This is a genomic window from Roseovarius maritimus, from assembly GCF_043355895.2.
Lineage (GTDB): Bacteria > Pseudomonadota > Alphaproteobacteria > Rhodobacterales > Rhodobacteraceae > Roseovarius > Roseovarius maritimus.
Window position 1 is genome coordinate 31,669 of sequence record NZ_JBHFPF020000015.1, and the last position, 20,603, is coordinate 52,271.

Below are 20,603 nucleotides of genomic sequence, written 5' to 3' on the forward strand. Positions count from 1 at the left end.
AAATTGGCCGTCCCCTGAGCCTTGCCCCAAACGCAGCATAGAGGCGGGGGATTAAGGTTCTGTTGCCTTGCGTCCAGCCGCCTTGACGCGCATTGCGCAAACGATAAGCTGTTGGGCCGCTTGGGTAAACTGTTATTGCAAGTCTCATAGCCACATCCCGCGCGACATCAGACCCATCGACTCCAACTGTCGCCAGCCCAGATAGCGGGTCGAGCCGGGGCACCACAGGTCCGGGTCCTCCGCCAGGCTGTCATAGTAGCTCTCATAGAGATCCGAATTGGCAAAATGCTCGCCGCGCTCTTTCTCTTCGGCGGATTTTTGCGGAGCCATGTGCAGGAACTTGGTATGAAGCAGAACGCCGCTGGTCCACTCGCCCCCTGACTGGTCGTAAACATGGTTCAGCCGTCGCGGCAGGGCGGAGTGCGCCGAGCTGACATAGGCATAGCTGCGGCGCCACTTGACCAGCGGCACCTTGCCCATCGTCGGGGCGCGCCGCGGCGCGTTGCCAAAGAACATGCGGGCGCGCGGGCCGCCCTGGATCCACAGGTTCTGCAGGCGATCCTGCTTTTGAATCATGTAGTTGCCGGCGTCGAACCATGGCAGGGAGTAGCATGGATCCTGCCCGGCAGCATAGGGCGCGGCGCTGAGCGGCCCCTTGGGATACATGTCCAGCATCAGCGCCCCGAACGAGGCGCGCCCGCGCCGGTCAAGCCAGTCCGTGAGTGCCGGGAGGGGCCGCGTGTCGTGGAAAGGGTAGATCAGCAGCTCGTCCGCGTCGGCGGTCAGGCACCAATGGCCATGCCCATGTCGCATCTGCAGCCAGGTCAGCCAATCGACCCCGAAACGCGACAAACGGTAGCTGTCCGGCGTTCGCCACAGCGAGACATCTGGCTGAGCGGCCAGATAGTCGCGCGTGCCATCATTCGAGTCATTGTCCACGATCAGGAAATGATCGACGCCCAGCTTGCGGTGGTGCTCCAGCCAGTAGGGCAGGCGCACCGCCTCGTTCCGCATAGTCGAAAATCCCAGGATCGCACCCGGCCTGATCTGTTCCGTCCGGTCGGCTACCACGCTCAGCTGTCGGCGCTTGCGAAAGCTGCGCCATAGCAGGCGCCGCCGTTTCCAGCGCAGGCGATAGGCCATGCCCAACTCTGCCGCCGCATCCCTGATCTGCGCGCTGCCGGTCATTCCCGCTCCGCCTGTCCCTCAAGGGGAAAATTGCGCCTATTTCTCGTAATGTCCAGTTCCGTGCCAGCGCCAGGCATCCGCGATCATGCGGTCCATCGTGCTGCGATGCGCGTTCCAGCCCAGCTCGGCCTCGGCGCGGGATGAGCCCGAGACCAGCTTGGTGCAGTCGCCTGGGCGGCGCGGGCCTTCGATCACCGGCACGTCGCGATTGGTGACGGCGCCCGCATGGCCGATCACGTCACGCACCGAAAACCCCGATCCGGTGCCAAGGTTGAAGACCCGGCTCTGTTTGCCGTCCTCCAGCCATTTGAGGCCCAGCACATGCGCATCGACCAGATCGCAGACATGCACGTAGTCGCGGATACAGGTGCCGTCGGGCGTGTCATAATCGGTGCCGAAAATCGTCAGCGCGTCGCGTTTGCCTTGAATGGCATCCAGCATCAGCGGCACGAGATGCGTTTCGGGCTGGTGAAATTCACCCACCTCTGCCGCGGGATCGGCGCCCGCGACATTGAAATAGCGAAAGATCACATGACGCAGGCCATGGGCGACCTCGAAATCGCGCAGCATGTCCTCGATTGCGCGTTTCGAGGCGCCGTAGGCGTTGATCGGGTGCTGTGTGCATTCCTCGTTCAGCACGACATTGTCCTGATCGCCATAGGTTGCGCAGGTCGAGCTGAAGACGAAATCGAGGCAGCTTGCGTGGACCGCCGCCTCCATCAGGGTCAGCGAGCCGGCGACGTTGTTGCGCCAGTAGACCTCGGGGATGCGCATGGATTCGCCCACTTGGCTGAGAGCGGCGAAATGCATGACGGCAGCGGGATTGTAGGCGGCGAAGACCTGGTCAAGACGCGCGCGATCCGTGAGCTCGCCCTGCTCGAACGGGCCGAACTTGACCGCGTCGGCCCAGCCGGTGCTGAGATTGTCGTAGGTGACGGGAGTATAGCCCGCCGCCTTGAGCGCCTTGCACGCGTGGCTGCCAATGTAACCCGCGCCGCCCGTCACCAGAATGTTCGTCACGCTTGGCTCTGCCGCAAACTCACTGCGCGGATTTCGCCGCGCTGACCACGTCGTAAAGGAAATTACGCAGATCGTCACGCAGGTCGTCGCGCGCCAGTGCAAAAGCGACCGTCGCCTGAAGGAAGCCCGCCTTGGAGCCGCAATCATAGCGATGGCCCCTGAACCGGTAGCCATAGACCTCTTCGCCCTCGTTGCGGGCATCAGCGATGGCATCGGTCAACTGGATTTCACCGCCAGCTCCCACCGTCTTCTTGTTCAGCATCTGCAGGACGGTCGGTGTCAGGATATAGCGCCCGATGACGGCAAGGTTCGAGGGCTGCGTGCCGGCAGCGGGCTTCTCGACCATTCCCTTGGTCGAGACCAACGCGCCCATGTCCTCCTTGATGTCGAGAATACCGTAGGACGACGCCTTGTTATCGGGCACTTCCATTGCGGCCACGATATTGCTCTGCGTTTCCTCAAAAGCCTCGACCATCTGCTGCAGGCACGGCTTTTCCGCGGCAATGACATCGTCGGGCAGGATGACGGCAAAGGGTTCGTTTCCGATGAGCCGGCGCGCGCACCAGACTGCATGGCCCAGGCCCAGCGGCTTGTGCTGGCGCATATAGGCGATCTCGCCCGAGTCCATGTTGGTGGTTTTCAGGATCTCCAGCAGCTCGGTCTTGCCCTTCTTGCGCAGTTCCTGCTCAAGCTGGGGGGCATTGTCGAAATAGTCCTCAAGCGCGCCCTTTCCGCGCGAGGTAACGAAAATGAACTCCTTGATCCCGGCCGCTCGCGCCTCGTCGATGGCGTATTGTACCAAGGGACGATCGACCAGTGTCATGATTTCTTTGGGAACGGATTTGGTCGCCGGCAGGAACCTGGTTCCCATACCAGCAACCGGAAAGATCGCTTTTGTCACTTTTTTGCGCATGGCCTGCCCCCGGCAATCGTATTTTTGCATATGATTACACACAATTCAGCGCCGCGCACAGATCGGCCGTCAATTCCGCGCGGAATACTGCGTTGGCAATCATTTTTTTAATGGCTGCGGCTTGGAAGCCACTCTTGCGTCCTGTGGATCAGGGACGTTTCAGGGATACCTCGGGCGAATAGGCGATGAAGAACGGGTTCGCATATCCCTCCTTGCCGTAGGTCAGCGGCGCGTGATCGTCAAAGCGCACAACGCGCCCGCCTGCGCCGGACAGAACGGCATGGCCTGCCGCCGTGTCCCACTCCATCGTGCGCCCCACGCGGGGGTAGAGGTCCGCCTCGCCCGTGGCGACGAGGCAGAATTTCAAAGAGCTCCCCGCGCTTTTCATGTCCTTGACCTTATATTTGGAGATGTAATCGTCAGTGGCTTGATCGCGATGCGATTTCGACGCGACGACCATCAGCGCATCATTATCGGGTTTCGAGACCTGGATGGGCGTCAGCTTGCCCACCGTGTCCTTGTCCTGCGGTCCGGTTTCCTCGACCGATGTGCCATCGGCCTGCGTATAGAACATGCGACCTTTGGCGGGGGCATAAACGACACCGCGGGTCGGCGTGCCGTTCTCGACCAGCGCGATGTTGACGGTAAAATCGCCGCGGCGATGGATGAATTCCTTGGTCCCGTCCAAGGGATCGACGATGAGGAACGTGTCCGCGCGCGCACTATGCGAGGCGGACTGCTCTTCTGTGACAAGTGTCACGTCCGGAAACGCCGCGCGCAGTCCGGCCGAGATCAGCGCATCGGCGGCTTCGTCCGCAGCGGTGACGGGGCTGTCATCGGATTTGGACTTCACGTCGAAATCATCCTGGCCATAGATCTGCATGATCGCGTCCCCGGCCTCGAGTGCAAGGCGGCGCATCTGTGTGGTCAGTTCGGCATAGTCCAAGGCGAATTCTCCTGCGTTTCGGGGCGGCGCAACGCGGTGTTGCGGGAAGGGGCCGCTCCCCTTATGGTCCTCGGCTAACGGAACGGCAAGAAGTCCGTGGCATGATGGCAAGATCACCAGCGCAGGAGCAGGCGCGATGTTTCAACAGATGCGGCGGCGCTCGAAACTGCAATCGGCGGTTTCGATCCTTGAGCTGATATATCATGCCACTGTCCGCGAAGTGCGCAAGACGCATGGCAACGCGTTGATGGCCGTCGGGCTGAACATTCTGCAAACGCTGGTCTTTCTGGCCGCCTTCTACGTCATGTTTTCGGTTCTGGGTCTGCGCGGGGCTGCCCTGCGCGGCGATTTTCTACTCTACATCATGTCGGGCATTTTCCTGTTCCTGACCCATGTCAAGACGCTCGGCGCCGTTGTCGGGGCCGAAGGGCCGTCATCCCCGATGATGAAACATGCGCCGATGACGACCGCCATCTCGATCACCTCGGCTGCGCTGGGCGCGCTCTATGTACAGGTCTTTACCATGGCGCTGATTCTGTTTGCGTATCATGTCGCCGTGACGCCGTTCGAGGTGGAATACCCGTTCCCCGCCATGGGGATGCTGCTGCTTGCCTGGTTCACAGGCGCGTCGATCGGCCTTGTGCTGTTGTCGATCAAGCCGTGGTTTCCCACCTTCGTCGGCACCTTCACCACGGTTTACCAGCGGGCCAACATGATCGCGTCGGGCAAGATGTTCGTCGCCAACATGCTGCCGGGCTACATGCTGCGCATGTTCGATTGGAACCCGCTTTTTCATACGATCGACCAGGCGCGTGGGTTCGTCTTTGTGAATTATTCACCGCATAATTCCAACATCACCTACCCCATCGTCGTGGCGCTCACGCTGACGATGATCGGGCTCATGGGCGAATTCTATACGCGCCGCCATGCATCGCAGAGCTGGGACGCGCGGCGCTAGGCGCCGGTCAGCCCGCGTCGCGCACCGCTGCGGCAATGGTCGCGACCACGTCGCGCAGCATGGCCTCGTCTTCGCATTCGGCCATCACGCGGATCAGCGGCTCGGTCCCCGAGGCGCGGATCAACAGGCGACCCTTGCCCTTCAGGCGCTTTTCCTGTGTGTCGATCACCGATTGAACGCTCTTATCCGCCAGCGGCGCGGCACCCGCGCTCAGCTTGACGTTTTCCAATAGCTGCGGCACCCGCTCGAAGTTGTGCAAAAGGGCGCTGGCGGGCTTGCCGCTGCTGACCATCGCGGCCAGGAAATGCAGCCCGGCAACGAGGCCATCGCCGGTGGTTGCGTAATCGCTCATCACGATATGGCCGGACTGCTCTCCGCCAAGGTTGAAGCCGCCCGCGCGCATCCGCTCCACGACGTGGCGGTCGCCGACCTTGGTGCGCTCCAGCGCAACGCCGATCCCATCCAGATAACGCTCCAGCCCGAGATTGGACATCACCGTGGCAACCAGCGCGCCCCCGGCCAGCGTGCCCGCCTCGGCCCAGAGGCGCGCGAAAAGGGCCATGATCTGATCGCCATCTGCGACGCGCCCCATCTCGTCGATCAGCACGATCCGGTCGGCATCGCCATCAAGGCAAATTCCCAGATCGGCGCCGTGGCGGCGCACTGCATCCGCTGCCGTCTCGGGCGAGGTGGATCCGCAGGAGAGGTTGATATTATAGCCATCCGGTGCGGTGCCGACGGCGATGACATCTGCGCCCAGCTCCCACAGAACCTCGGGCGCAACCTTGTAGGCGGCGCCATTGGCGCAATCGACCACCACCTTGAGGCCGGTCAGCCGCGTCGTGCGCGCAATCGTCGTCTTGGCATATTCCACATAGCGGCCCTGCCCGTCATCGATCCGCTTGGCGCGGCCGATATTCATCGGCTTGGCGGGCTGAATCTCTTCGCTCAGGATACGCTCGATGTCGGCCTCGGACGCATCGTCCAGCTTGAAACCGTCGGGGCCAAAGAACTTGATCCCGTTATCATGGTGCGGATTGTGGCTGGCCGAGATCATGATGCCCAGATCGGCCCGCATCGAACGCGTGAGGAACGCCACCGCAGGCGTCGGCACCGGCCCCAGCAGCAGCACGTTCATCCCCGTCGAAGTCAGCCCCGCCGTCAGCGCGTTTTCCAGCATATACCCCGAGCGGCGCGTATCCTTGCCGATGACGACCCGGTGCACATTCATCCCGTCGCGGCGAAAATGCCGGCCCGCCGCCGCGCCGACGCGCAGGGCCATGTCGGCGGTCATGGGATAAGTGTTGGCGGTGCCGCGAATGCCGTCGGTTCCGAAAATCTTGCGCGTCATGATGCCTCTTGCCATTGCCTGCCGTATGCCGATACGCCCGCCGCGATTGCCGGGTTGGGCGGGGTATAGCCGTCCTGCGCGCTCAAGGCGAGTGCGCGTGTTGCCAACGGGCCGCGAGACAGGCAGAACCACCCCCATTGCACGCACAAGGCCGGACGAGATGAAGCCCGATAGCCGTGATACACAGATACTGCGCTGGGCCTGGGCGCTGACGGTGCTGACCGCGCTGGTGCTTTGTGCCACCACGCTCAGCCCGGGCATGCCCAGCGTTGGCCCGCCGGGCAGTGACAAGTGGCAGCATTTCGCCGGTTTTGCGCTCCTGGCGCTGCCGCTTGGCTATGCGCGCCCGGCCTGGGGCTGGTGCATCGTGCTCGGGGTCGCGATCTTTGGCGGAATGATCGAACTCGTTCAACCCCATGTCGGACGGGACGCCGAGTGGGGTGATCTGGCCGCTGACACGATCGGTGCAGCGGTCGGCGTTCTCGCCGCGCGCCTGCTGCCCCGTCAGCTCTGAACCAGCGCGACGCCAGCCGCGCGCATCCCGGCCAGCGCTGCATCCATCGAGCCGGCAGCGTCGATCCCGCGGCTAAGCGCCGTCTCGACACGCACGTCATAGCCCAGCCCCGCCGCGTCCACCGCCGAAAAGTTGACACAGAAATCCAGCGCCAGCCCCACCATCGTCAGAGCGGAGATGCCGCGCGTCTGCAGATAGCCATGCAGGCCCGTCGGTGTGCGGTGGTCATTCTCGAAAAACGCGGAATAGCTGTCGATCATTGGGTTGTAGCCTTTGCGGATGATCAGATCGGCCCGGTCCGTGTCGAGACCCGCGTGAAACCGCGCGCCGTCGCTGCCTTGCACGCAGTGATCGGGCCACAGCACCTGCTTGCCATAGGGCATCTCGATGACATCCATCGGCGCTGCGCCCGGATGGCTGGAGGCGAAGGAGGAGTGCCCCTTCGGATGCCAGTCCTGCGTCAGGATGACGGCATCGAACTGGGACATGCGCGCATTGACCCCCTCGACGATGGTGTCGCCGCCTGCCACTGCCAGCGCGCCGCCGGGGCAAAAATCGATCTGCATGTCGATCACGATAAGGGCGTGGGTCATGGGGGGTCTCCTTGCTGGTCTTTATCGGTAGGCGCAGGCACGGCCTGCGTCAACATCGCGCCTCTTGCCGCCCGCGCCGCTTGGGCCTAAACCGCCCCGCATGTATACCATCGCAGCCCTCTATCACTTCTGCCGCCTCGCTGATCCCGCCGCCTTGCAGGGACCGCTGCTGGAGCTTTGCCGCGCCAATGGCATCACCGGCTCGCTCATCCTGGCCGAGGAAGGCGTCAACGGCACCATCGCCGGGCCGCGCGCCGGTATCGATGCCGTTCTCGCCCATTTGCGCGCCTGGCCCGGCTGCGAGACGCTGGAACACAAGGAAAGCACCAGCGCGGCGCAGCCCTTCGGCAGGCTCAAGGTGCGCATCAAGCGCGAGATCGTCACGATGGGCCAGCCCGGCGTCGATCCGCGCGCCCGCGCCGGACATTACGTCGCGCCCGAGGACTGGAATCAGCTGATCGCGCAGCCCGACGTCGCGGTGATCGACACGCGCAACGATTACGAGGTCGCCATCGGCACGTTTCAGGGCGCCGTCGATCCCGAAACCGCCAGTTTTCGGGACTTTCCCGCGTGGTGGGAGGCGAACAAGCACCGCTTTCACAACAAGCGCATCGCGATGTTCTGCACCGGCGGCATCCGCTGCGAGAAGTCGACGAACTACCTGCTGGGTCAGGGGGTCGAGGATGTCTATCACCTGAAGGGCGGCGTCCTGAAATACCTCGAAGATGTGCCGCAGGAGCAAAGCACCTGGCAGGGCGACTGCTTTGTCTTTGATGGGCGCGTATCGGTTGGTCACGGCCTTGCCGAGGGGCCGCACCTGCTCTGCCACGCCTGCCGCCGCCCGATCCTGCCCGAGGACATGAAGCGCCCCGAATACGAGCAGGGCGTTGCCTGCCATCATTGCACCGCTGAGACGACCGAGGCGGACAAGGCTCGCTTTCGCGAGCGTCAAAAGCAGATCGCCCTCGCCGAGGCGCGCGGCGAGCGTCACATGCTGAACATCCCCGGCCAAGAGGGCTGAGGCGGCACTGGCGCGCGCGCCTCGTTTTCACCGTTCCAGGAAAAACTCATACCCCGGACAGCAAAAACCGGCGACGCCCTGATCGGGGCGCGCCGGTTCACACTCATGTCTTGCTACCGTTTTGCGATAGTTTCGCGGCGGCCCCCAGGGAGGAGGAGAGGGGCCGCCGCCATGACCGGATACCTTCGGGAGGAGGAGTGAGGCATCCGGATCCGGTGTCGCGCGCGCAATGCGCGGCGCGAAATTCTTAGCCTTGGTGGCGCGTGCCGTAGACCGCCTGCCAAGCGTGGCTGGGGATGGTCGAGCGGCTCAGGCCCAAGTCGGCCAGCTCGTGATCGGTCAGGCCCGACAGTGCGTTAACCGTCTGGCGATACGCCCGGCGGCGCGCCATCTTGTTCTTCATGTCGCTGAATGCAGCGGACAGTGAATGTCCGGCGGTTGTGCGGCCTGCATGTGCGTGCGATGCGTAGCTCATGTGATATTCCTTCGTCTTTGCGTTGCTGCGGCGGCCCGGATCGGCGTGGCAGCCTGTGTGCGTCTGTTGCCCTTACATACGCCGTTGCTGCAGGTGCACAATACCGCCTTCGGACAATGCTGCTATGCGGCATTTGCATAGGTAAAAGTGACCTAGCGTCATTGAATCGTCACGATTTTCTGCCGTCTTTCGGATCGCCCTTGCCCCGGCGGCGAAAATTGCCACCTATGGACCATCACATTCGAGGAGGGACGTCATGGCCGTGACACGCAGCGAAATCGAAGCCCAACTGGACCGCATCCAGCTGCCGGATGGCGGTACGCTGATGTCCCGTGACTGGGTGCGCGCGCTCAGCGTCGAGGGCGGCGAGGTCCGCTTTGTGCTCGAGGCGCCCAGCCCCGAGATTGCCCGTCAGAGCGAGAATGTCCGCGCTGCCGCCGAGCGTGTGATTGCCGACATGCCCGGCGTCAGCCATGTGTCGGTCGCGCTGACGGCGCATGGACCCGCGACCAAGGCCCCGCCTGAGCCACCGCAGCAGGGTCAGCAGCCGCCCAGCCTCAAGATCGGCGGGCATCCCAAACCGCAGGAAGGATCGATGAAGCCGGCGAGCGTCAAGTCGATCATCGCGGTCGGGTCGGGCAAGGGGGGCGTCGGCAAATCGACGGTCTCATCCAATCTCGCCGTCGCGCTGGCGCGGGCGGGCAAGAAGGTGGGCCTCTTGGATGCCGATATCTACGGCCCCAGCCAGCCGCGCATGATGGGCGTATCCAAGCGTCCCGCCAGCCCCGATGGCAAGACGATCGAGCCTCTGCACGCACATGGCGTGACGCTCATGTCCATCGGCCTGATGCTGGATCCGGCCAAGGCGGTGGTCTGGCGCGGCCCGATGTTGATGGGCGCGCTGCAGCAGATGATCAGCCAAGTGAACTGGGGCGAGCTGGACGTGCTGATCGTTGATCTGCCCCCCGGCACCGGCGATGTGCAGTTGACCCTCTGCCAAAAGGCCGAGCCGTCGGGCGCGATCATTGTCTCTACCCCGCAGGACGTGGCTCTTCTGGATGCGCGCAAGGCGATGGACATGTTCAGCACGCTCAAGACGCCGATCCTTGGCATGATCGAGAACATGAGCACCTATGTCTGCCCGGAATGCGGCCATGAGGCGCAGATATTCGGCCATGGCGGGGTCAAGGCCGAGGCAGAGAAGATGGGCCTGCCCTTCCTGGGGTCGCTGCCCATCGACCTTGATACGCGCCTTGCGGGTGATGCGGGCACGCCCATCGCGGTGGGCGACAGTCCCAGCGCATCGGCCTACGCTGCGCTCGCGCAGCGACTGATCGAGGGTGGTATCGTCTAGGGCCTGAACCAATCGGGCGCCAGCGGCGTTGAAGCATGTATTCAAACGGAGCATTCATGACCGTCCTCATCCTCTATGTCGCCACTTTCGCCGTGTTTCTCGGCCTCGATTACTTTGCCCTCAGCTACCTGATCAAGCCGACCTTCGAGAAGGATATCGCCCCCCTCCTGCTGGACAGCCCGCGGCTGGGACCGGCGGTGGTGTTCTACGCATTCTACGTGGGCGTTCTTTTGTGGTTCGTCAGCTGGCCCGCAATGGAGATGGACAAGTCGCTTCTCTGGGTCTTTGGCACCGGCGCGCTGATCGGGGCGATGGCCTATGGCACCTATGAGTTCACCAACCTCGCTACACTCAAGGACTGGACGTGGCGCATGGTCGCCACCGATTTTACTTGGGGCACGTTTCTGACCGCCACATCGGCAACCGCCGGTGTCGCCATGGCGCGCGCGCTGGGCTAGGCGCCCGGACGTTCTACCGCGACAAGGCCCAGTTTGCGCGCCGAGGCGAGCGACAGGATGCCGCTATCCAGCCCCTCGGGCTTTTGGAATTTGCGCACGGCGGCGCGGGTGCGGGCATCCATCGCGCCATTGATCGCACCGGTGTAGAGCGTGCGCGCCTTGAGCGCGCGCTGTAGCGAGGCGACGAAATCGGGAGTGAGATCGGCGGGGCAGGGCGTCTCGAACCAGGTGACCTGTCGCTCGGTGACGATCTCCTGCCGCGTATCCGTCTTGTAGACGCCGGGTCTGGCGACCGTTCCATCGGGCGACAGCTCGGGGGGCTGGGCAAGAACCTGTTCGGTCACCGTCTCGATCACGGCTGGCGTCACCAGTTTGCCCCAGCAGGTGCCCGGCGCGGCGCCGGGGGGTGCCTCGGCGAGGGTCTGGACCAGATCGGGCTCGCCCGCGCCGGGCGCGGGCCTGTCGCAGGCAACCAGCGCCAAAAGGGCCAGCAAGGATAGGGAACGATAGATCAATGCGCGTGCCTCGATTGGCGGTCTGCTGCCGTATTGAGGACAGGTTAGACCGTTTCGAAGCCGCAGGAAAGACGACGCGGGCGCGCTGTCATTCCGGCGCGTCAGGAGCCAGCAAGCCGTCCAGCATGTCAGAGATATCCTCGATCTTTTCGGCCAGAACATGCGCGACGCCATGAGCGCGCTGCACCCGGCCGGTGACGCGCAGAAGACGCCCGGCTATCACGGCGCGCCTGTAGGTCTCGTACATCTTGCGCCAGACGATCACATTGACCACGCCCGTCTCATCCTCGAGCGTGAGGAAGATGACGCCCTTGGCCGTGCCGGGGCGCTGGCGCAGAATGACCAGCCCGGCCACCGTCACCCGCGCGCCGGCCGGCGGCTGGCCCAGCCGGGCCGCGACCAAGGCCGAGGGCGGGCGCGGCCAGTCATGGGAGGGATGCGGGCGGGCGGCGTGATTCTGCATGCGAACAAAAATAGAACAAACGGCCTGCCGTGCAACTCTTTCCGTATATTCGGCGCGAATCTTCTGGCCTGCGCAGGGTGTGACCGCTAGGTATCCGCCAACCGCCATTAGAGGGAGTTCGCGAGCATGGCCAAGATCACCTATGTCGAGCATAACGGGACCAAGCACGTGGTCGACGTGCCCACGGGTCTCACCGTCATGGAGGGCGCGCGCGACAACAATATTCCCGGCATCGAGGCCGATTGCGGCGGCGCCTGCGCCTGCTCGACCTGCCATGTCTATGTCGATGCCGCATGGGTCGAGAAGCTGCCCGCCAAGGACGACATGGAAGAGGACATGCTGGATTTCGCCTACGAGCCCGATCCCGTCCGCTCGCGCCTGACCTGCCAGATCAAGGTGACGGACGAGCTGGATGGCCTTGTGGTGCAGATGCCCGAAAAGCAGATCTGAAGGTGACGAGGGCGCGGCGTTCAGCCTTGCGCCCCTTGCGCCGGTCCGCCCGCCGCGCGCTGCTGATGCTGTGCCTGTGGCTGGCCGGGACCGGCACCGTGCTGGCCGATGCACCCGCTTGCATCGCCGATTGGAACAGCATCGGCCAGGTCTGCCTTGTGCATGACCCTTCCGAGCGGGTCTATGGACATGACATTCTGGGCGATGTGCCCGAGTGGCATTTTCTCAGCGTCCTTTACGCCGATCCGCTTCGACCCCCTGAGCTGCTAGGCCAGGCGGGTCATGTATTCGAGGATATCGCGCCGCGCCTCGTCGATGTGACCGGTGATGGCTTTCCTGAGGTGATCGTTGTGCAATCGGGCTTTGAGCAGGGCGCGCGGCTGGCCGTTTTTGGCGCCGCGGGCGGCGAGCTGCGCCTCTTGGCCTCCACGCCCTATATCGGTGAGCGAAACCGCTGGCTGGCGCCCGTGGCCATGGCCGATCTGGACGGCGACGGCACCGTGGAGTTGGCTTATATCGACCGCCCGCATCTGACCAAACGCCTGCGCATCTGGCGTTATATTGGCGGTGCGCTGCGCCATGTGGCCGATCTGGACGGGCTGACCAATCACCGGATCGGGTGGGATTATATCGCCGGCGGTTGGCGCGCCTGTTCGGCCGAGATGATTCTGGCCAGCGCCGATTGGCGGCGGGTGGTTGCGGTGACGCTCCGGAATGGCAGGCTGACCGCGCAAGACAGGGGGCCGCTGGGGCCAGAGGGGCTAGCGCCTGCGCTGAGCTGCGCACCTTAGAGCGCGGCTCAACTGAGGTAGAACCGCTCGGCCTGTTTGGGCGCGGGGGCGGGTATGCCCAGATGCGGCGCGAGGCTGATCTCGATCGTGCGGCACATCGCATCGAGGGGCAGGCCATTGACGGTCTTACCAAAGGGATGCGCCAGCTCCTCGGTCACTTCTGCAAGGCCGAAGAAGATATAGGCGATAATCGCCACGAAAAGGAGCGACATCCATCCCGCCGACTCGACAAGCCCGAAGGGAAGCAGCCCGCAATAAAGGTAGGTCGTGCGAAAGATCAGCAGCGAATAGACGTAAGGCAGCGGCGTCGTCGCGATTCGCTCGCATCCCGCCTGGGACAGGGCGATGGAGGCCAGACGTTCGGCCAGGGCGCGGCGGGCAAAGCCATCGGGCGCGGCGCGGGCTGCGACCTCCGCCGCCTGATTCAGCAGCGCGCAGGGCGGGTGGGGCCGATCCAGATCCTCGGGGCTCAGCCACTCGCGCGGGGCTGTCTCGGGGGGCAGTTGGCGCAAGTTCATCCGGTGCGCATGGATGAACGCGATGATGAGGCGCAGCATGTGACGTCGATCCACCGCTTCGGGCAGAAAGATCTCGACCTCGCGCCCGAGGCTGCGGGTATCGGCGATCAGCTGGCCCCAGAGCCTGCGCCCCTCCCACCAGCGATCATGCGCGGCGTTGTTGCGAAAGCCGAGGAAGAGCGACAGCGCGATGCCGAAGACCGCGAAGGGTGCCGTATCGGTGTGAGGCAGCAGATTATACGCGAAATCGACCCAGATCAGCAGCCCGGCAAACACCGTGACCGCGATGATGCGCGGCAAAATCCGAGGCAGCACCGAGCCGCGCACGGAAAAGAGCAGCTGCAGCGCCCCGGGTTTGTCACGGATGATCACGCGCGGCGTGTCACAATGCGCGCCAGCCGATATCACGGCGGCAGAAGCCTTCGGGCCAGTCGATGCGGTCGACCATCGCATAGGCGCGGTCCGCAGCCTCGCGCAGGGAGGCGCCGCGCGCGGTGACGTTCAGAACGCGGCCGCCCGATGCGGTGATCTGACCGTCCTTGGCGGCGGTGCCCGCGTGGAACACCATGTTGAAACTGTCGGCCGGGCAATCGCCCAACCCGCCGATGACGCTGCCCTTGGCATAGTCGCCGGGATACCCGTCGGCCGCCATCACAACTGTCAGCGCGTGATCGTCCGCCCAGTTCACCTGCGCGCCCTCCAGCCGGCCCTCGGCGGCGGCATGCATCAGATCGAAAGCCTGTGCACCGAGGCGCATCATCAGCACCTGGCATTCGGGATCGCCAAAGCGGGCGTTGTATTCGACAAGGCGGGGCTGGCCGTTCTCGATCATCAGACCGGCGTAGAGCACACCCCGGAACGGCATACCGCGCTTGGTCATCTCTTCAACGCAGGGACGCACGATGCGGTCCATCGCGATCGCCTCGATCTCGGGCGTCAGCACGGGGGCGGGGGAATAGGCACCCATGCCGCCCGTGTTGGGGCCGGTATCGCCCTCACCCACGCGCTTGTGATCCTGCGCCGAGCCGATGGAGAGGATGCTCTTGCCATCGCAGAGCACGAAAAGCGAGGCTTCCTCGCCGGTCATGAACTCCTCGATCACAACCTCGGCGCCCGCGCCGCCAAAGACCCCGCCGAACATGTCGTCGATCGCGGCATGCGCCTCGGCCACCGTCTCGGCGATGATGACGCCCTTGCCCGCGGCAAGGCCGTCGGCCTTGATGACGATGGGCGCGCCCTGGGCGGTGGCGTAATCGCGGGCAGCGGCGGCATCGGTGAAATGGCCATACGCGGCAGTGGGGGCGTTCGCGGCGTTACAGATTTCCTTGGTGAAACTTTTCGAAGCCTCCAGCTGCGCGGCGGCGGCGGAGGGGCCGAAGGTCAGCACACCCGCCTCGCGCAGACGGTCGGCGACCCCGGCGGCCAGAGGTGCCTCGGGGCCGATGATGACGAAATCTATCGCCTCCTCCTCGGCAAAGGTGACGACGGCGCCCGCATCCATGATGTCGAGGCTGGCGCAATCGGCAATCGCGGCGATGCCCGCATTGCCCGGCGCCACGATCAGCCGGTCGCATTTGGGGTTCTGCAGAACAGCCCAAGCCAGGCTGTGCTCGCGCCCGCCGCTGCCGAGGATCAAGATGTTCATGCCGCTCTCCCAATGTCTGCGTCTGCGCATTCCATAGGGGCATGGCGGCGCGCAGGCAAGCCGGGGAGGGATGGAACGCGGCTGCGGGATGCCGCGTTGACCGGGCAGATCATTCGTAACGAGGAAAGGAAATGCAATGGCTGATATTTCTGACCGCAAAATCGCAATTCTGGCCACCAACGGCTTTGAGCAATCCGAGCTGGAATCGCCTATGAAAGCGTTGAAAGAGGCTGGCGCAACCGTGCATGTCATCGCCCCCGAGGGCGGTGAGATCCGCGGCTGGGACGGCGACGACTGGGGCAGCAAGGTCAAGGTGGATCACACGCTGGATGCCGTCAAATCGGCCGATTATGACGCGCTGATGCTGCCCGGGGGGCAAATCAACCCCGATATCCTGCGCGCTAACCCCGATGCTGTGTCCTTCGTGCGCGCCTTCTGGGATGCCAAGAAGCCCATCGGCGCGATCTGCCACGCACCATGGCTACTGATTGAGGCCGAAATCGTCGATGGCCGCCGCCTCACATCCTACCCGTCCATCCGCAAGGATGTCGAAAATGCGGGCGGCAAGTGGGAAGACAGCGAAGTCGTTGTCGATCAGGCACTGGTGACCAGTCGCAATCCTGACGATCTGCCCGCCTTCAACGCCAAGCTGATCGAAGAAGTCGCAGAAGGTAAGCACCGCGACCGCGCGGCATAAAGCAAGTTGCGCGGCACATCTGCCGCGCGTCTTTTCAAGCGCGCCGGGATAGGGCATTGATGGGGCATGTCTGACCTCATTGATGATCCCGATCCCGGCGCGAATGCGCCAGAATTCTCGGTCTCGGACCTTTCGGGCGCGATCAAGCGGCTGATCGAGGGCGAGTTTTCATTTGTCCGCGTCAAAGGTGAGATCGGCCGCGTGTCCCGGCCGAAATCGGGGCATATCTATCTGGACCTCAAGGATGATCGCGCCGTCATCAACGGCATCATCTGGAAGGGTGTCGCGGGCCGTCTGCCCGTCCAGCCCGAAGAGGGTATGGAGGTGGTCGCAACCGGCCGCCTGACCACATTCCCCGGCCAGTCCCGCTACCAGATCGTTATCGAGGATATCAAACCCGCAGGCGCGGGCGCGCTCATGGCCATGCTGGAGCGGCGCAAGGCTGCCTTGGCCGCCGAGGGTCTTTTTGACGAGGGCCGCAAGAAGCGTCTGCCCTACCTTCCCGAAATCATTGGCGTCGTCACTTCGCCCTCGGGCGCGGTGATCCGCGATATCCTGCACCGCCTGCGCGACCGCTTTCCGCGCAAGGTTCTGATCTGGCCCGTTGCCGTGCAGGGCGAGCGCTGTGCGCCAGAAGTCGTGCGCGCGATTCAGGGCTTCAACGCCATGACGCCCGGCGGCGCCATGCCGCGCCCCGATCTGATTATCGTGGCGCGGGGTGGCGGAAGCATCGAGGACCTCTGGGGCTTCAACGAAGAATCAGTGGTGCGCGCAGCGGCAGCGAGTGACATTCCGCTGATCTCGGCCGTCGGGCATGAGACCGATACGACCCTGATCGACTATGCGTCAGACAAGCGCGCCCCGACGCCGACTGCCGCCGCCGAGCTGGCCGTGCCGGTTCGTTTGGAGTTGCTCGCCTGGCTCGACGGGCAGGAGGGGCGGTTGATCCATGCGCTCAGCGGTGGTGTGGCGCAGCGCGGCCAGCGCCTGCGCGATCTGGCCCGCGCACTGCCCCGGCCCGAGGTTTTGCTGGACGGTCCGCGCCAGCGCATTGATGTCTGGGGCGACCGCCTGCCTGCCGCGCTGATCCGCGGCGTGCAGCTGCGCCGCGTGGCCCTGTCCGAGGCGGGCGGCGCGCTGCGCCCCGGTGTGCTGCGCCGGATGATCGAGGGCGACACCCGCCGCTTGACCGCCGCGTCCGAGCGGATGGGCGGCGCGCTGCAGCGCCGCACCCGCGATGATCGCCGCCGCCTTGACGCGCTGGCCGCGCGCTTTGCCACCCGCGCGCCGGGCGAGGGTGTGGCGGCGCGGCGGGATCAGATGGATCGCATGGCGCTGCGCTTGTCGGTCGCCGGGCAGCGGCAGATCGCTGGCTGGACGCAGCGCATCACCGCCCTCGACCGCTTGCGCGAGACTTTGGGATACAAGGCGACACTGGAGCGCGGCTATGCGGTTGTGCGCGGCGATGGCGCGCTGGTCACGACGCGCAAGGCCGCCAAGGCGGCAGGCGCGCTGGAGATCGAATTCGCCGATGGCCGCCTCAGCGTTGACGGCGCGACAAGCGTGGCCAAAAAGAAGACCGCCAAGAAGGATGCACCGGATCAGGGAAGCCTTTTCTAGACCGTCCCGGTTCTTCCGTCGCCCGGAAACGGCTGTTTCCGCGTTGCCCTGCCACGGACGATGCGCGACAAAACCCTGATATTGTCCGGTGCGTGCCGCGATTGCGCCCAGATTGCCCCGCATACCGACCGTCGAAGAATTGACGGAAGGATGCATGCATGGATCGCCTGACCGAAATGGAAGCCTTCGCCACCGTGGTGGATCAGGGCGGCTTTACCGATGCGGCGCGCAAGATGGGCATTTCGAAATCCGCGGTCTCCAAGCATGTCTCGTCGCTGGAGGCGCGGCTTGGCGCGCGCCTGCTCAACCGCACGACGCGCCGGGTGAGTCCGACCGAAATCGGCCTTGCCTATTATGACCGCGCCCTGCGCGTGCTGAACGATGCGGGCGAGGCGGATGCGCTGGTCAGCTCGATGCAGAGCGACCCGTCGGGCCTTCTGCGAATCAGCGTTGCCACCGATTTCGGCGTGAATCATCTCAGCCCGGTTCTGGGCACTTTCCTGGACGAATTTCCCGACATCACCGTCAACATGGTTCTGAACAATCGCTACGTGGAGCTGATTTCCGAGGGCTTTGACATGGCAATCCGCATTGGCGAGCTGGAGGACAGCACCCTGCGCGCGCGCAAGCTGACCGAAACGACCAAGCGCATGATCGCGTCGCCCGGATATATCGCCAAATATGGGCGCCCCACCAAGATCGACGACCTGAACGAGCACAAGCTCTTGCATTATTCCAGCCAGGCAGGCGGATCCGTGTGGAAGCTGACCGCGCCCTCAGGTGAAAAGCGCCAGGTGCGCACCGCGGGGGGCCTGTCGGTCAATGATGGGCAGTCGCTGCTGAACGCAGCGATTTCCGGTCTTGGCATCGCGTATCTTCCCAGCTTTCTCTATGCGGGCGCGATGGAAAAAGGCTTGGTCGAGGACGTGATCCCCGATCTGCCGGTTGAAACCCAAGGCATTTATGCGGTCTATCCGCCAGGCCGCTTTACCCAGCCCAAGGTGCGCGCCTTCATCGATTTCCTGGTGCACGCCTTTGCCGACAAGGGCCCGGCCGAGTGGTAGTCGCCTTAGGCTAGTGATTTTGCGATTTTCTCCCATTCTGCAAGCCGGAAACGGCCACCTGCCCCGGACGCCTCCCAGCGGTTGGGGCTTTTTCTTGTCCTGCCCGGCCGCACAGCCCCTGTGCGCCAGCGCCGCTTGCCTTGCTCATGCCGCGATGCACATAACACGTCAGTAAAGCCCGAAAGGAATTTCGATGACCAAGCCTGTCCTGCTGACACTGTCCGGCTCGCTTCGCAAGGCGTCCTATAACCGCATGCTGATCGCCGAGGCGGTGCGCGCCTTCGGCGCCGCCGAGGTGATCGAGGCGGATTTGAACCTACCGCTATACGACGGCGATGTCGAGGATGCCGGCACTCCGGCCTCAGTTCAGACATTGATGGATCAGGTGCACCGCGCCGATGCGCTGGTCATTGGCGCGCCCGAGTATAATAAGGGGATTTCCGGCGTTCTGAAGAACGCGATCGACTGGCTCAGCCGGGCCAAGCCCTCGGTGTTGAAGGACAAGACCGCCGTTATCATGTCGGCTGCCGGCGGGCGCACTGGGGGCGAGACCGGGCATTTCATGACTCACCAGATCCTGACGCAACTTCAGGTCAATGTCGTGCACGGGCCGCTGATCCTGGTCGCTGCCGCGCAGAATGAGTTTGGCGAGGATGGCGCGCTGAACAACGACTTCCTGAAAGGCCAGGTCGCCGACCGCATGGCACGCCTGCGCAAGATGCTGGGCTAAGCGCGGAGGTTCGGCGCGTCAGGTGAACCTGTTCGCGCCGAACGCCTCCAGTTCGGCATTGCCGCGCCCTCCGATCATATCCGCCACCCAGCGACCCGTCTTGGGCCCGCCGGTCAGGCCGATATGCTGGTGCCCGAAGGCGGCATAGACGCCGCTCGCGCCCATCTGGCCGATCATCGGCAGGCTGTCGGGGGTCGAGGGGCGGTAGCCCATCCACTCCTCGACCTCCTCATATTCGAGATCGGGAAAGACCTTTGCCACGTTGCGGCGCAAGAGCTCGATCGGCCCGCGCGAGATCCTGGGCGAGGTGCCGCCCAACTCGACCATCCCGGCGCATCGCAGGCCTTGCGCCATAGGATTTACCGCGAATTTGCCGCTGGTCATCATCAAGGGCATGCGCGGCATCTGTGACGGGTTCTTGAACTCAAGATGAAAGCCACGCTCGGCGACCAAGGGCACTTTCACCCCCAGCTTGCGCGCCAGCGGCTCGGACCAGATCCCGGCGGCCAGAACCGCAGCGTCGCAGGGCAGGGCGCCCTGATCGGTGATCACCTCGATGATCCGGCCATCGACCATCGTCACATCGCGCATCTCGACGCGGCGATAGGTGCCGCCCTCGTTTTCCAGCACCTGCGCCAGATCAGCCACATAGGCACCCGGATTGGTGACATGCCCATGCCCGCGCAGCCGCACGAGGCACCTTGTCGCGGCGCCCAGCATCGGCTCGACCTCGCGCACGGCGTCTCCCTCGATCACCTCCGGAGTGTATCCGGCCATGCGGCGCAGCTCCCACCCATAGGCATCGGCATCAAAAGCGGCGCGGTTGGCATAGGCCCAGCCGAAATCGCTGGAGGCAATCCAACGCTCGGCCCGCGTGCCGCGCGCCAGCGCGCGGTGCTGATCGACCGAATCGTGCAGAAGATGCGATAGTGCGGCGGATATCTCGCGCGTCTTGGCATCCGAAGAATTGCGCAAGAACTGCCGCAGCCACGGCACGAGGCGCGGCAACTGCCCCCATTGGATCGACAGGGGCGCATCGCGCGAGGTGAGGTATTTCAGCCCGGTCCATGCGATACCCGGCCCGCTGATCGGCACGACAGCCCATTCCGCCAGAAGGCCCGCATTGCCATAGGACGCCCCCGCGCCCGGCCCGTCCTTGTCGATAAGGGTCACGTCATGCCCCGCGCGCCGCAGCCAGATGGCCGAGGACAGCCCGCAGATACCTGCCCCCACGACGATAATCTTTTGCGCGCGCATGGCAGACCTCCGGTTTCATTCGCCGCCAGCTAAGCCAGTTTCGGGCGTTCCGGCAAGAGAGA

Annotated in this window: 23 protein-coding genes; 11 read left to right on the forward strand and 12 right to left on the reverse strand. The window is 64.2% G+C overall.

What is annotated here, in order from left to right:
- Positions 1–144 precede the first annotated feature (144 nt).
- From ACEWPM_RS18075 to cysQ, 4 genes are all read right to left on the reverse strand, one after another.
- A complete protein-coding gene (locus ACEWPM_RS18075) occupies positions 145–1,188 on the reverse strand; it encodes a glycosyltransferase family 2 protein (RefSeq protein ID WP_393963644.1) in 1,044 nt (347 codons plus the stop codon).
- A 36-nt stretch (positions 1,189–1,224) separates the two neighbouring features.
- On the reverse strand, positions 1,225–2,208 hold the full coding sequence (gene galE, locus ACEWPM_RS18080; RefSeq protein WP_393963643.1) for a UDP-glucose 4-epimerase GalE: 984 nt from the start codon (positions 2,206–2,208) through the stop codon (positions 1,225–1,227).
- 19 nt (positions 2,209–2,227) lie between these two features.
- Positions 2,228–3,121: a UTP--glucose-1-phosphate uridylyltransferase GalU gene (gene galU / locus ACEWPM_RS18085; RefSeq protein ID WP_393963642.1), complete on the reverse strand. Its 894-nt coding sequence runs from the start codon at positions 3,119–3,121 to the stop codon at positions 2,228–2,230.
- Between the two features lie 148 nt (positions 3,122–3,269).
- The gene (gene cysQ, locus ACEWPM_RS18090; protein WP_393963641.1) at positions 3,270–4,067 is read right to left on the reverse strand and encodes a 3'(2'),5'-bisphosphate nucleotidase CysQ; all 798 of its coding nucleotides are present in this window, start codon (positions 4,065–4,067) and stop codon (positions 3,270–3,272) included.
- Between the two features lie 136 nt (positions 4,068–4,203).
- Here cysQ and ACEWPM_RS18095 point away from each other — a divergent pair, with 136 nt between their 5' ends.
- Positions 4,204–5,025 (forward strand): ABC transporter permease, encoded by an 822-nt coding sequence (locus ACEWPM_RS18095; RefSeq protein WP_393963640.1) that lies wholly within the window; start codon positions 4,204–4,206, stop codon positions 5,023–5,025.
- 7 nt (positions 5,026–5,032) lie between these two features.
- Here ACEWPM_RS18095 and glmM read toward each other — a convergent pair whose 3' ends face one another.
- Positions 5,033–6,376, reverse strand: coding sequence for a phosphoglucosamine mutase (gene glmM, locus ACEWPM_RS18100; protein ID WP_393963639.1), 1,344 nt, complete (start codon positions 6,374–6,376; stop codon positions 5,033–5,035).
- Between the two features lie 160 nt (positions 6,377–6,536).
- Here glmM and ACEWPM_RS18105 point away from each other — a divergent pair, with 160 nt between their 5' ends.
- On the forward strand, positions 6,537–6,890 hold the full coding sequence (locus ACEWPM_RS18105; protein WP_393963638.1) for a VanZ family protein: 354 nt from the start codon (positions 6,537–6,539) through the stop codon (positions 6,888–6,890).
- Here ACEWPM_RS18105 and pncA read toward each other — a convergent pair.
- On the reverse strand, positions 6,881–7,483 hold the full coding sequence (gene pncA, locus ACEWPM_RS18110; protein ID WP_393963637.1) for a bifunctional nicotinamidase/pyrazinamidase: 603 nt from the start codon (positions 7,481–7,483) through the stop codon (positions 6,881–6,883). The genes ACEWPM_RS18105 and pncA overlap by 10 nt on opposite strands.
- A gap of 100 nt (positions 7,484–7,583) precedes the next feature.
- On the opposite strand from pncA, the gene trhO reads away from it, so the two are divergent.
- Positions 7,584–8,504: an oxygen-dependent tRNA uridine(34) hydroxylase TrhO gene (trhO, locus tag ACEWPM_RS18115; protein ID WP_393963636.1), complete on the forward strand. Its 921-nt coding sequence runs from the start codon at positions 7,584–7,586 to the stop codon at positions 8,502–8,504.
- Positions 8,505–8,751: 247 nt separating this feature from the next.
- On the opposite strand, the gene ACEWPM_RS18120 is transcribed toward trhO, so the two are convergent.
- Positions 8,752–8,979, reverse strand: a complete 228-nt coding sequence (locus ACEWPM_RS18120; protein WP_393963635.1) for a DUF1127 domain-containing protein — start codon at positions 8,977–8,979, stop codon at positions 8,752–8,754.
- A gap of 256 nt (positions 8,980–9,235) precedes the next feature.
- On the opposite strand from ACEWPM_RS18120, the gene ACEWPM_RS18125 reads away from it, so the two are divergent.
- Together ACEWPM_RS18125 and ACEWPM_RS18130 are read left to right on the forward strand one after the other, a co-directional pair.
- Positions 9,236–10,333: an Mrp/NBP35 family ATP-binding protein gene (locus tag ACEWPM_RS18125; protein WP_393963634.1), complete on the forward strand. Its 1,098-nt coding sequence runs from the start codon at positions 9,236–9,238 to the stop codon at positions 10,331–10,333.
- Between the two features lie 56 nt (positions 10,334–10,389).
- Positions 10,390–10,791: a DUF2177 family protein gene (locus ACEWPM_RS18130; protein ID WP_393963633.1), complete on the forward strand. Its 402-nt coding sequence runs from the start codon at positions 10,390–10,392 to the stop codon at positions 10,789–10,791.
- On the opposite strand, the gene ACEWPM_RS18135 is transcribed toward ACEWPM_RS18130, so the two are convergent.
- Both ACEWPM_RS18135 and ACEWPM_RS18140 read right to left on the reverse strand, forming a co-directional pair.
- Positions 10,788–11,306: a peptidoglycan-binding domain-containing protein gene (locus ACEWPM_RS18135; RefSeq protein ID WP_393963632.1), complete on the reverse strand. Its 519-nt coding sequence runs from the start codon at positions 11,304–11,306 to the stop codon at positions 10,788–10,790. The genes ACEWPM_RS18130 and ACEWPM_RS18135 overlap by 4 nt on opposite strands.
- Positions 11,307–11,394: 88 nt before the next feature.
- The gene (locus ACEWPM_RS18140; RefSeq protein ID WP_393963631.1) at positions 11,395–11,769 is read right to left on the reverse strand and encodes an OB-fold nucleic acid binding domain-containing protein; all 375 of its coding nucleotides are present in this window, start codon (positions 11,767–11,769) and stop codon (positions 11,395–11,397) included.
- A gap of 126 nt (positions 11,770–11,895) precedes the next feature.
- Between ACEWPM_RS18140 and ACEWPM_RS18145 the strand changes: the two genes are divergently transcribed.
- Both ACEWPM_RS18145 and ACEWPM_RS18150 read left to right on the forward strand, forming a co-directional pair.
- Complete coding sequence (locus ACEWPM_RS18145; protein WP_393963630.1) at positions 11,896–12,219, forward strand: 2Fe-2S iron-sulfur cluster-binding protein; 324 nt, start codon at positions 11,896–11,898, stop codon at positions 12,217–12,219.
- A 26-nt stretch (positions 12,220–12,245) separates the two neighbouring features.
- A complete protein-coding gene (locus tag ACEWPM_RS18150; protein ID WP_393963629.1) occupies positions 12,246–13,010 on the forward strand; it encodes an FG-GAP repeat domain-containing protein in 765 nt (254 codons plus the stop codon).
- A gap of 8 nt (positions 13,011–13,018) precedes the next feature.
- On the opposite strand, the gene ACEWPM_RS18155 is transcribed toward ACEWPM_RS18150, so the two are convergent.
- Together ACEWPM_RS18155 and purD are read right to left on the reverse strand one after the other, a co-directional pair.
- Positions 13,019–13,936, reverse strand: coding sequence for a bestrophin family protein (locus tag ACEWPM_RS18155; RefSeq protein ID WP_393963628.1), 918 nt, complete (start codon positions 13,934–13,936; stop codon positions 13,019–13,021).
- On the reverse strand, positions 13,911–15,173 hold the full coding sequence (gene purD, locus ACEWPM_RS18160; RefSeq protein ID WP_393963627.1) for a phosphoribosylamine--glycine ligase: 1,263 nt from the start codon (positions 15,171–15,173) through the stop codon (positions 13,911–13,913). Before purD ends, ACEWPM_RS18155 begins: the two co-directional genes overlap by 26 nt.
- A 136-nt stretch (positions 15,174–15,309) precedes the next feature.
- On the opposite strand from purD, the gene ACEWPM_RS18165 reads away from it, so the two are divergent.
- The 4 genes from ACEWPM_RS18165 (at position 15,310) to ACEWPM_RS18180 (ending at position 19,284) form a co-directional block, all read left to right on the forward strand.
- Positions 15,310–15,870: a type 1 glutamine amidotransferase domain-containing protein gene (locus ACEWPM_RS18165; RefSeq protein ID WP_393963626.1), complete on the forward strand. Its 561-nt coding sequence runs from the start codon at positions 15,310–15,312 to the stop codon at positions 15,868–15,870.
- A 66-nt stretch (positions 15,871–15,936) separates the two neighbouring features.
- On the forward strand, positions 15,937–17,490 hold the full coding sequence (xseA, locus tag ACEWPM_RS18170; RefSeq protein ID WP_393963625.1) for an exodeoxyribonuclease VII large subunit: 1,554 nt from the start codon (positions 15,937–15,939) through the stop codon (positions 17,488–17,490).
- A gap of 158 nt (positions 17,491–17,648) precedes the next feature.
- Complete coding sequence (locus tag ACEWPM_RS18175; protein WP_393963624.1) at positions 17,649–18,554, forward strand: LysR family transcriptional regulator; 906 nt, start codon at positions 17,649–17,651, stop codon at positions 18,552–18,554.
- Between the two features lie 193 nt (positions 18,555–18,747).
- Positions 18,748–19,284: an NADPH-dependent FMN reductase gene (locus tag ACEWPM_RS18180; RefSeq protein ID WP_393963623.1), complete on the forward strand. Its 537-nt coding sequence runs from the start codon at positions 18,748–18,750 to the stop codon at positions 19,282–19,284.
- Between the two features lie 18 nt (positions 19,285–19,302).
- Here the strand turns inward: ACEWPM_RS18180 and ACEWPM_RS18185 are convergent, their stop codons facing one another.
- A complete protein-coding gene (locus ACEWPM_RS18185; protein WP_393963622.1) occupies positions 19,303–20,541 on the reverse strand; it encodes an NAD(P)/FAD-dependent oxidoreductase in 1,239 nt (412 codons plus the stop codon).
- Positions 20,542–20,603 lie beyond the last annotated feature (62 nt).

Bases quoted from the DNA above. Each gene is read 5' to 3' on its own strand.
- ACEWPM_RS18180 (WP_393963623.1), top strand. From the start codon at position 18,748: ATGACCAAGCCTGTCCTGCTGACACTGTCCGGCTCGCTTCGCAAGGCG.
- ACEWPM_RS18095 (WP_393963640.1), top strand. From the start codon at position 4,204: ATGTTTCAACAGATGCGGCGGCGCTCGAAACTGCAATCGGCGGTTTCG.
- ACEWPM_RS18075 (WP_393963644.1), bottom strand. From the start codon at position 1,188: ATGACCGGCAGCGCGCAGATCAGGGATGCGGCGGCAGAGTTGGGCATG.
- ACEWPM_RS18120 (WP_393963635.1), bottom strand. From the start codon at position 8,979: ATGAGCTACGCATCGCACGCACATGCAGGCCGCACAACCGCCGGACAT.
- ACEWPM_RS18125 (WP_393963634.1), top strand. From the start codon at position 9,236: ATGGCCGTGACACGCAGCGAAATCGAAGCCCAACTGGACCGCATCCAG.
- ACEWPM_RS18140 (WP_393963631.1), bottom strand. From the start codon at position 11,769: ATGCAGAATCACGCCGCCCGCCCGCATCCCTCCCATGACTGGCCGCGC.
- ACEWPM_RS18175 (WP_393963624.1), top strand. From the start codon at position 17,649: ATGGATCGCCTGACCGAAATGGAAGCCTTCGCCACCGTGGTGGATCAG.
- pncA (WP_393963637.1), bottom strand. From the start codon at position 7,483: ATGACCCACGCCCTTATCGTGATCGACATGCAGATCGATTTTTGCCCC.
- ACEWPM_RS18130 (WP_393963633.1), top strand. From the start codon at position 10,390: ATGACCGTCCTCATCCTCTATGTCGCCACTTTCGCCGTGTTTCTCGGC.
- xseA (WP_393963625.1), top strand. From the start codon at position 15,937: ATGTCTGACCTCATTGATGATCCCGATCCCGGCGCGAATGCGCCAGAA.
- galU (WP_393963642.1), bottom strand. From the start codon at position 3,121: ATGCGCAAAAAAGTGACAAAAGCGATCTTTCCGGTTGCTGGTATGGGA.
- ACEWPM_RS18105 (WP_393963638.1), top strand. From the start codon at position 6,537: ATGAAGCCCGATAGCCGTGATACACAGATACTGCGCTGGGCCTGGGCG.
- trhO (WP_393963636.1), top strand. From the start codon at position 7,584: ATGTATACCATCGCAGCCCTCTATCACTTCTGCCGCCTCGCTGATCCC.
- ACEWPM_RS18165 (WP_393963626.1), top strand. From the start codon at position 15,310: ATGGCTGATATTTCTGACCGCAAAATCGCAATTCTGGCCACCAACGGC.
- ACEWPM_RS18145 (WP_393963630.1), top strand. From the start codon at position 11,896: ATGGCCAAGATCACCTATGTCGAGCATAACGGGACCAAGCACGTGGTC.
- glmM (WP_393963639.1), bottom strand. From the start codon at position 6,376: ATGACGCGCAAGATTTTCGGAACCGACGGCATTCGCGGCACCGCCAAC.
- purD (WP_393963627.1), bottom strand. From the start codon at position 15,173: ATGAACATCTTGATCCTCGGCAGCGGCGGGCGCGAGCACAGCCTGGCT.
- ACEWPM_RS18185 (WP_393963622.1), bottom strand. From the start codon at position 20,541: ATGCGCGCGCAAAAGATTATCGTCGTGGGGGCAGGTATCTGCGGGCTG.